The following is a 7,740-nucleotide window of genomic DNA, read 5'->3' on the forward strand; positions in this document are numbered from 1 at the left end:
CGACCACGTCCCGGCCCGAGGATCCGGCTCAGACGCCCAGCCGGCGCAGGGCCTCCTCGTGCAGCAGGCCGTTGGAGGCGACGGCGTCGGCGCCGCCGGGGCCCGGGACGCCGTCCAGGCCGGTGAAGCGGCCGCCGGCCTCCTCGACGATGATGCAGTTGGCCGCCATGTCCCACAGCGACAGCTCGGGCTCGGCGGCGATGTCGACGGCGCCCTCGGCGACCATCATGTAGGACCAGAAGTCGCCGTAGGCGCGGGTGCGCCAGCAGGCGCGGGTGAGGTCGAGGAACGGGTCGAGGCGGCCGCGCTCCTCCCAGCCGGTGAGCGAGGAGTAGGAGAAGGACGCGTCCTCGATCCGGGAGACGCCGGAGACGTGCAGCCGGGAGGCCTTGGCCAGGCTGCGGCCGCCGAACGCCCCGAGGCCCTTGGCCGCCCACCAGCGGCGCTGGAGCGCGGGGGCGGAGACCATGCCGACCACCGGGCGCTCGACGCCGTCCGGGCCGTCCTCCAGCAGCGCGATCAGGGTGGCCCAGACCGGGACGCCGCGGATGTAGTTCTTGGTGCCGTCGATCGGGTCGATCACCCAGCGGCGCGGGCCCGAGCCCTGGAGGCCGAACTCCTCGCCGAGGACGGCGTCGCGCGGGCGGGCGCGCTGGAGCACGCTCCGCACCAGCTCCTCGGCGGCCTTGTCGGCGTCGCTCACCGGGGTGAGGTCGGGCTTGGTCTCGACCTTCAGGTCGAGGGCGCGGAAGCGCTCCAGGGTGACCGAGTCGGCCGAGTCGGCGAGGACATGGGCGAGTCGGAGGTCGTCGTGGTAATCGGCCATGCCCGAAACCCTAGCCGCTCAGTGGGCCGTGCCGCTGAGCTGGAGGCCGATGACGCCGGCGATCACCAGCGAGATCGAGACCAGCTTGAGGACCGAACTGGTCTCGTTCAGGAAGACCATGCCGTAGATCGCGGTGCCGGCCGCGCCGATGCCCGTCCACACCGCGTAGGCGGGGCCGACCGGCAGGGTCTTCAGCGAGAGGGTGAGCAGACCGAAGCTGCCGAGGGCGAACACGCAGAAGCTGATGGTGGGCCAGAGCCTGGTGAATCCCTCGCTGAGCTTGAGGTTGATCGCGAAGCCGGTCTCCAGCAGGCCGGCCAGGACCACCAGGGCCCATGCCATCGCGTGCCCTCCCTGTCGATCGGGGGTCGGACCGGGTACGGTCCGACCTTCCTATGATCGCCAGGTGAGCCCGCTCCGACACCTCGAACGGGCCACCGGCCCCGAACCCGGGGACGGGCACGGCGCGGCCGGGCTCAGTCGAGCTCGCCCTCCTTGCTGGCCAGCAGCCGGCGCAGCGAGTAGAGCCGGGCGGCCTCGGCGTGGCCGTCGGCCACCCAGGCGTCCAGCGCGCAGTCCGGCTCGTCGTGGCTGCACGCGCGCGGGCAGTCGACGGTGCCGGGCTCCAGGTCGGGGAAGGCGAGGATGACCCGGGACGGGTCGATGTGCGAGAGGCCGAAGGAGCGGAAGCCGGGCGTGTCGATCACCCAGCCGGGGTCCAGCGCCTTCTTCGAGCCCGGCTTGGCGCCGGGCGGCGGGGGCAGCCGCAGCGCCAGGGCGGAGACGGTGGTGTGCCGGCCGCGGCCGGTCACCGCGTTGACGCGCCCGGTCTGCCGCTGGCGGTCCGGGACGAGCGCGTTGACCAGGGTCGTCTTGCCGACGCCGGAGTGGCCGATGAACACCGTGGACAGCCCGCGCAGGTGCTCGCGGACGGCCTCGGCGCCGGTGGTCTCCAGTTCGTCGCGGCGGGTGACCACGTACGTGATGCCCAGCGGGGCGTAGGAGTCCAGCAGCGTCGAGGCCGGCGCGAGGTCGGACTTGGTGAGCACCAGCAGCGGCTCCATGCCCGCGTCGTAGGCCGCCACCAGGCAGCGGTCGATCAGCCGGGGACGCGGCTCCGGATCGGCCAGGGCGGTGACGATGGCCAGCTGCTGGGCGTTGGCGACGACGATCCGCTCGTACGGGTCGTCGTCGTCCGCCGTGCGCCGCAGCACCGAGCCGCGCTCCTCGACCCGGACGATCCGGGCCAGGGTGTCGGCGTCCCCGGAGAGGTCGCCGACCAGGTGGACCATGTCGCCGACGACGACGCCCTTGCGGCCCAGCTCGCGGGCCTTCATGGCGACGACCTCGCGTTCCTGCTTCGTCCCCGGATCGACCAGGCAGGTGATCCGGCCGCGGTCGACGGTCAGCACCATCGCCTCGGCGGCGTCCTCGTGCTTGGGCCGGATCCGGGTCCGCGGCCGGGATCCCCGGCGGGCGGGGCGGTTGCGGATGTCGTCCTCGTCGGCGTCCTTGCCGTAGCGGCGCATGTGCTCAGTCTCCGCTCAGACGCCCGCCGCCGCTTCCGCCGCTTCGCCGAGCAGTTCGGCCCACATCCCCGGGAAGTCGGGCAGGGTCTTGGCGGTGGTGGCCACGTTCTCGACCTCCACGCCGGGCACGGCGAGGCCGAGGACGGCGGCGGCGGTGGCGAGGCGGTGGTCCTCGTAGGTGTGGAAGACGCCCCCGTGCAGCGGGCGCGGGCGGATCCGCAGACCGTCCTCGGTCTCCGTGACGTCGCCGCCCAGGTCGTTGATCTCCTTGGCGAGCGCGGCGAGCCGGTCCGTCTCGTGCAGGCGCAGGTGGGCGATGCCGTACAGGTGGGACTCGGAGTCGGCGAGCGCGGCGACGGCGGCGATCACCGGGGTGAGCTCGCCGACGTCGTGCAGGTCGGCCTCGATGCCGTGGATCCGGCCGGTGCCGGTGAACTGGAGGCCCTCGTCGGTGAACTCGCAGGCGCCACCCATCCGGGTGTAGATCTCGCGCAGCTGGTCACCGGGCTGGGTGGTGTGCTTGGGCCAGTCCCGCACGGTGACCCGGCCGCCGGTGACCAGCGCGGCGGCGAAGAACGGCGCGGCGTTGGAGAGGTCCGGCTCGACCACCAGGTCGCGGCCGATCAGGGCGCCCGGGGTGACCCGCCAGACGTCCTTCTCGCCGCCGTCCTCGGGGGCGTCGACCTGGGCGCCGGCCAGCCGCAGCATCTCCACGGTCATCCGGATGTGCGGCAGCGACGGGACCGGGCCGCCGACGTGGCGGACCTCGATGCCGTGGTTGTAGCGGGCGCCGGAGAGCAGCAGGGCGGAGACGAACTGGGACGAGGAGGAGGCGTCCAGCTCGACCGGGCCGCCGTCCAGCGAGCCGGTGCCGTGCACGGTCAACGGGAAGGCGCCGCGGCCGCCGTCCTCGATCCGGGCGCCGAGCGCGCGCAGGGCGTTGATCACGCCGTGCTGGGGGCGCTCGTAGCAGCGCGGGTCGCCGTCGAAGTGCACCGGGCCGTCGGCCAGGACGGCCAGCGGGGGCAGGAAGCGCATCACGGTGCCGGCGTTGCCGACGTCGACCGAGGCGGGGCCGAGCAGCGCGGGGGCGGGGATGACCCGCCAGGCCTCGCCGCCGCCGGTGCCGCCGGAGTCGTTGTTGACCTTCTCCTCGATGGTGACCCCGAGGGCGCGCAGGCCGTCGGCCATCAGCTGGGAGTCGCGGCTGCGCAGCGGACGCCGCACCCAGCCAGGCCCGTCGGCGAGGGCCGCCAGCACCAGGGCCCGGTTGGTGACCGACTTGGAGCCGGGGATGGTGACGGTGGCGTCGACGGGGCTGGTCGCGACGGGGGCGGGCCACAGGGTCTCGGTCATGGGGCAAGTCTAGGGGCCGTACGGGAACAGTCTCGGCGCTCGGACGGCGGGAGGCCCGGCGGGCTCACTGCAGGGGCTGGAGCAGCCAGGCGGCGCCGAGGGCGAGGCAGGCGAGGGCGACGAGCAGGAAGACGGTGACCCAGGCGAGGGCGGGGACGTGGGTGAGCCGGGCGAGCTGGTCGGCGTCGGAGTCGCGGGCCCAGCCGATCCGGCGCTGGTGCTGGAGCTCCAGGACGGGGCGGACGGCGCCGAGGAGCAGGAACCAGCAGCCGAGGTAGGCGAAGCCGGCCTGGACCTCGGCGCTGCCGAACCAGGAGACCAGGAAGAAGGCGCCGCCGGCGACCAGCACGGTGAGGAAGCCGAAGGCGTTGCGGATGCGCAGGAGCAGGGCGAGCAGCAGCACGATCGCCAGCCAGAGCAGCAGGGTGATCCGGTCGGCGGCGAGCAGGGCGGCGCAGCCGAGGCCGAGCAGGGCGGGGGCGGTGTAGCCGGCGGCGGCGGTGAGGACCATGCCGGGGCCGGTGGGGCGGCCGTAGGAGAGGGTGAGCCCGGAGGTGTCCGAGTGCAGCCGGATGCCGGCCAGTTTGCGGCCGGTGACCAGGGCGATCAGGCCGTGGCCGCCCTCGTGGGCGATGGTCACGGCGTTGCGGGCGACGTGCCAGAGCGGGCGGGCCAGGACGGTGAGCAGGGCGGCGGCGCCGGTGGCCAGGACCAGCCAGCCGGGTGGGGCGGCCTGGGTGCCGGTCACCTGGTTCCACAGGTCGCCGAGGGTCTGGTCGTTCGCGTTCATCGGGGTCTCTCCGCCTCCGTCCGTCGTACCGGGCCGCCGTGTGGGCCGTTCGGGGCAGCCTCCCATGCGGGGACGGGCGGGAGGCAGGGGGTGGTTCTGGTCCGGGGATGAACAGGTCCTGAGGAGCGGCGGCATGGCAAGCTGGCCCGCATGTGCGGTCGGTTCGCAGCCAGCAGCAAGCCCGAGGACGTCGTCGAGCTGTTCGACGTCGAGCACTGGGACCCCGAGGAGACCCTGGACCCGAACTGGAACGTCGCGCCGACCAACAGCGCGTTCGTGGTGCTGGAGCGGCTGGGCAGGGAGCGGCCGCGGCCGGTGCGCCAGCTGCGGGTGCTGCGCTGGGGGCTGGTGCCGCAGTGGTCGAACTCCGCCGAGACGGCGGTGAAGATGATCAACGCCCGGTCGGACACGGTGCACGAGAAGCCCTCGTACCGGCAGGCCTTCGCCGCGCGCCGGTGCATCCTGCCGGTGGACGGCTACTACGAGTGGCAGACGGTCCCGGGGGAGCGCGGCAAGGCCCGCAAGAAGCCGTACTTCGTCTCCCGGGCGGACGGCGCCCCGCTGGCGCTGGCCGGGCTGTACGAGTTCTGGCGCAACCGGGCGGTGCCGCCCGGGCACCCGGAGGCCTGGCTGGTGACGTTCACGATCGTCACCACGGACGCCGAGGAGGTGCTGGCGCCGATCCACGAGCGGATGCCGCTGTTCCTGGACCGGCGGGACTGGGACGAGTGGCTGGACCCGCGGCTGACCGACCCGGACGGGCTGCGCCGGCTGCTGATACCCCCGCCGCCGGGCGCGCTGGTGGCCACCCCGGTGTCGCCGGCGGTCGGCAGCATCCGCAACAACGGCCCGGAGCTCAAGGAGCCGTGGGCCGAGCCCGAGTACGAGACCACCCTGTTCTGAGCCGCCTGTTCCGATCTTTTGCGAACGTTCCGGGAGACGTCGAGATGAGCACCACCGAACCGGTCCGCACCGAAGCGGTCCCCACCGAGGCCGGGGAGGCCCGGATCAGCTACCACCGGGCCGCGAAGCCGGTGGCCGTCCTGGCGCTCGGCCACGGCGCGGGCGGCGGGATCGAGGCCCGGGACCTGGTGGCGCTGGCCGCGAAGCTGCCGGCCCGGGGGATCACCGTGGCCCTGGTCGAGCAGCCCTGGCGGGTGGCGGGCCGGAAGCTGGGCCCGGCGCCGAAGACGCTGGACCTGGGCTGGCGGCCGGTGGCCGAGCGGCTGGCCGGTCAGGGGCTGCCGCTGGTGGTCGGCGGGCGCAGCGCGGGGGCGCGGGTGGCCTGCCGGACGGGCGCGGCGACCGGGGCGGTCGGGGTGGTGGCGCTGGCGTTCCCGCTGCACCCGCCGGGCAGGCCGGAGAAGAGCCGGGCCGAGGAGTTGCTGGAGTCCGGGCTGCCGACGCTGGTGGTGCAGAGCGCGGCGGACCCGTTCGGCGGGCCGGTGGAGTTCCCGGAGCTGCCGGAGGGGCACGAGCTGGTGGCGGTGCCGTACGGCAGCCACGGCTTCGAGGTGCCCAAGCGGGCGCCGGTGGGGCAGGACGAGGTGCTGGACCTGATCTGCTCGGCGGTGGGGGACTGGGTGCTGCGGCTGGTGTGAGGCCGTGGGGCGGTCCGGCTCCGGCTCCGGGGCCGTGAGCAGGGAGTTTCCGTTCGCTCACTCGTGCGAGTGAATGGCGGCTGGGGACGGGAATGCGGGCGGGACGCGTGTGGTTGTCGTCTCCGTCAGCAGGAGTCACCGGTGAGAGGCAGGGCAGATGGGTTCGATCGCGTGCCCCGAACGGCCTGAGGAGCGCGAGGCCACCGCGGCGTTCGCCCCCTCCTGGTCGGACTGGCTCGACGCGGGCGAGAAGCCCGTCAGCCCTATATCCTCCATTTCTGGGCGGCCCGCCGTGGGCCGTGCCCGTCATGCCGAGGAGGTGGGTCCGGTCGTCGGGACCGAGCACGAGGCCGATCCGGGCCGTGGCCCGGGCGACGCCCTGCCCGCGGGCGAGGCGCTCACCGGTGAGGAGCTGGCCGAGGCGATCGGTGAGGACACCTACCGGGTGTCGGCGGAGGAGAGCGAGGAGGCCCGGCGGGAGCGCTTCGAGCGCGACGCCCTGGGCTACCTGGATCCGATGTACTCGGCGGCGCTGCGCATGACGCGCAACCCGGCCGACGCGGAGGACCTGCTCCAGGAGGCGTTCGCGAAGGCGTACGCGTCCTTCCACCAGTTCCGCGAGGGGACGAACCTCAAGGCCTGGCTGTACCGCATCCTCACCAACACGTTCATCAACTCGTACCGCAAGAAGCAGCGGGAGCCCCAGCGCACCGCGGCGGAGGAGATCGAGGACTGGCAGCTGGCCCGGGCCGAGTCGCACATGTCGACCGGTCTGCGCTCGGCCGAGACCCAGGCGCTCGACCACCTCCCCGACAGCGATGTGAAGGACGCGCTCCAGGCCATCCCGGAGGAATTCCGGATCGCCGTCTATCTCGCGGACGTAGAAGGCTTTGCGTACAAGGAGATCGCGGACATCATGGGTACTCCGATCGGTACGGTGATGTCCCGGCTGCACCGCGGCCGCCGTCAGCTGCGCGGCATGCTGGAGGATTACGCCCGTGAGCGCGGGCTCGTCCCGGCCGGCAGCGGGGCAGGGCAGGAAGCGAAGGGCTCGGGCTCATGAGCTGCGGCGATCCGCACGAAACCGAGTGTGGCGAGGTCCTCGACCACCTCTATGAATTCCTCGACAACGAGATGGCCGAGGGCGACTGCGCCAAGTTGCGGGTGCACTTCGAGGAGTGCTCACCCTGCCTGAAGCAGTACGGGCTGGAGCAGGCGATCAAGGCGTTGATCAAGCGTTCCTGCGGGTGCGACGACACCCCGACCGACCTGCGCAGCAAGGTGCTGGCCAGGATCGACTCGATCCGGGCCGGGCAGCGCTCGGGCGAGCAGGTGGTGGTCGCCGTGGAGACCACCGTCGAACTGCACGCCGAGTCGGCCCGGCCGGCGCCCAGGCCGGGCGGGGCGGGCGAGGCGGAGCCGGCCGGGCGCTCCGGCGCTCCGGTCGAGGCCGGCGCCCCCGCGGAGTGACACCCCGTCGGGCGAACGCCCGTGCGATGGTCGACCGCTCGGTCGACCACCGGGGGCGGTAGCCCCGCGGCCCGTCGGCGAGGGCGGGGCGGACGGTTCGGGCACGTCCGGGCGGGTGTCGGGCGGGTTCAGGACAGGGACCACAGCGGCCCCGGGAGTGCACACTCC

9 protein-coding genes are annotated in these 7,740 nt (G+C 73.6%); 4 read left to right on the forward strand and 5 right to left on the reverse strand.

The genetic code is table 11. The annotated features are described in order from the left end of the window. Positions 1–28 precede the first annotated feature (28 nt). The 5 genes from hisN to ACFU6K_RS23835 all read right to left on the reverse strand — a co-directional run bounded on the left by hisN (position 29) and on the right by ACFU6K_RS23835 (position 4,501). Positions 29–826, reverse strand: a complete 798-nt coding sequence (hisN, locus tag ACFU6K_RS23815; RefSeq protein WP_049655055.1) for a histidinol-phosphatase — start codon at positions 824–826, stop codon at positions 29–31. A gap of 18 nt (positions 827–844) precedes the next feature. Further along, a complete protein-coding gene (locus ACFU6K_RS23820) occupies positions 845–1,168 on the reverse strand; it encodes a multidrug efflux SMR transporter (RefSeq protein ID WP_049655057.1) in 324 nt (107 codons plus the stop codon). A 134-nt stretch (positions 1,169–1,302) separates the two neighbouring features. Then, positions 1,303–2,355 (reverse strand): ribosome small subunit-dependent GTPase A, encoded by a 1,053-nt coding sequence (gene rsgA, locus ACFU6K_RS23825; protein ID WP_380666150.1) that lies wholly within the window; start codon positions 2,353–2,355, stop codon positions 1,303–1,305. Between the two features lie 15 nt (positions 2,356–2,370). Beyond that, on the reverse strand, positions 2,371–3,711 hold the full coding sequence (aroA, locus tag ACFU6K_RS23830; protein ID WP_380666152.1) for a 3-phosphoshikimate 1-carboxyvinyltransferase: 1,341 nt from the start codon (positions 3,709–3,711) through the stop codon (positions 2,371–2,373). A gap of 64 nt (positions 3,712–3,775) precedes the next feature. After that, a complete protein-coding gene (locus tag ACFU6K_RS23835; protein WP_074001398.1) occupies positions 3,776–4,501 on the reverse strand; it encodes a M50 family metallopeptidase in 726 nt (241 codons plus the stop codon). A gap of 150 nt (positions 4,502–4,651) precedes the next feature. Here ACFU6K_RS23835 and ACFU6K_RS23840 point away from each other — a divergent pair, with 150 nt between their 5' ends. The 4 genes from ACFU6K_RS23840 to rsrA all read left to right on the forward strand — a co-directional run bounded on the left by ACFU6K_RS23840 (position 4,652) and on the right by rsrA (position 7,572). Continuing rightward, entirely contained in the window at positions 4,652–5,404 is a 753-nt protein-coding gene (locus ACFU6K_RS23840; protein WP_380666154.1) for an SOS response-associated peptidase, read from the forward strand. Between the two features lie 44 nt (positions 5,405–5,448). Next, positions 5,449–6,102: an alpha/beta family hydrolase gene (locus ACFU6K_RS23845; protein ID WP_380666156.1), complete on the forward strand. Its 654-nt coding sequence runs from the start codon at positions 5,449–5,451 to the stop codon at positions 6,100–6,102. Positions 6,103–6,259: 157 nt separating this feature from the next. Continuing rightward, the gene (locus ACFU6K_RS23850; RefSeq protein ID WP_380666158.1) at positions 6,260–7,165 is read left to right on the forward strand and encodes a sigma-70 family RNA polymerase sigma factor; all 906 of its coding nucleotides are present in this window, start codon (positions 6,260–6,262) and stop codon (positions 7,163–7,165) included. Beyond that, positions 7,162–7,572, forward strand: a complete 411-nt coding sequence (gene rsrA, locus ACFU6K_RS23855) for a mycothiol system anti-sigma-R factor (RefSeq protein ID WP_380666160.1) — start codon at positions 7,162–7,164, stop codon at positions 7,570–7,572. The genes ACFU6K_RS23850 and rsrA overlap by 4 nt, the downstream gene beginning before the upstream one ends. The last annotated feature ends 168 nt before the right edge of the window (positions 7,573–7,740 follow it).

The sequence above is a fragment of the Kitasatospora sp. NPDC057512 genome (assembly GCF_042802135.1).
Classification (GTDB): Bacteria; Actinomycetota; Actinomycetes; order Streptomycetales; family Streptomycetaceae; genus Kitasatospora.

Excerpts from the sequence above, each read along its gene's own strand:
- ACFU6K_RS23820 (WP_049655057.1), bottom strand. The coding sequence starts at position 1,168 with ATGGCATGGGCCCTGGTGGTCCTGGCCGGCCTGCTGGAGACCGGCTTC.
- ACFU6K_RS23840 (WP_380666154.1), top strand. The coding sequence starts at position 4,652 with ATGTGCGGTCGGTTCGCAGCCAGCAGCAAGCCCGAGGACGTCGTCGAG.
- rsgA (WP_380666150.1), bottom strand. The coding sequence starts at position 2,355 with ATGCGCCGCTACGGCAAGGACGCCGACGAGGACGACATCCGCAACCGC.
- hisN (WP_049655055.1), bottom strand. The coding sequence starts at position 826 with ATGGCCGATTACCACGACGACCTCCGACTCGCCCATGTCCTCGCCGAC.
- aroA (WP_380666152.1), bottom strand. The coding sequence starts at position 3,711 with ATGACCGAGACCCTGTGGCCCGCCCCCGTCGCGACCAGCCCCGTCGAC.
- ACFU6K_RS23845 (WP_380666156.1), top strand. The coding sequence starts at position 5,449 with ATGAGCACCACCGAACCGGTCCGCACCGAAGCGGTCCCCACCGAGGCC.
- ACFU6K_RS23835 (WP_074001398.1), bottom strand. The coding sequence starts at position 4,501 with ATGAACGCGAACGACCAGACCCTCGGCGACCTGTGGAACCAGGTGACC.
- rsrA (WP_380666160.1), top strand. The coding sequence starts at position 7,162 with ATGAGCTGCGGCGATCCGCACGAAACCGAGTGTGGCGAGGTCCTCGAC.
- ACFU6K_RS23850 (WP_380666158.1), top strand. The coding sequence starts at position 6,260 with ATGGGTTCGATCGCGTGCCCCGAACGGCCTGAGGAGCGCGAGGCCACC.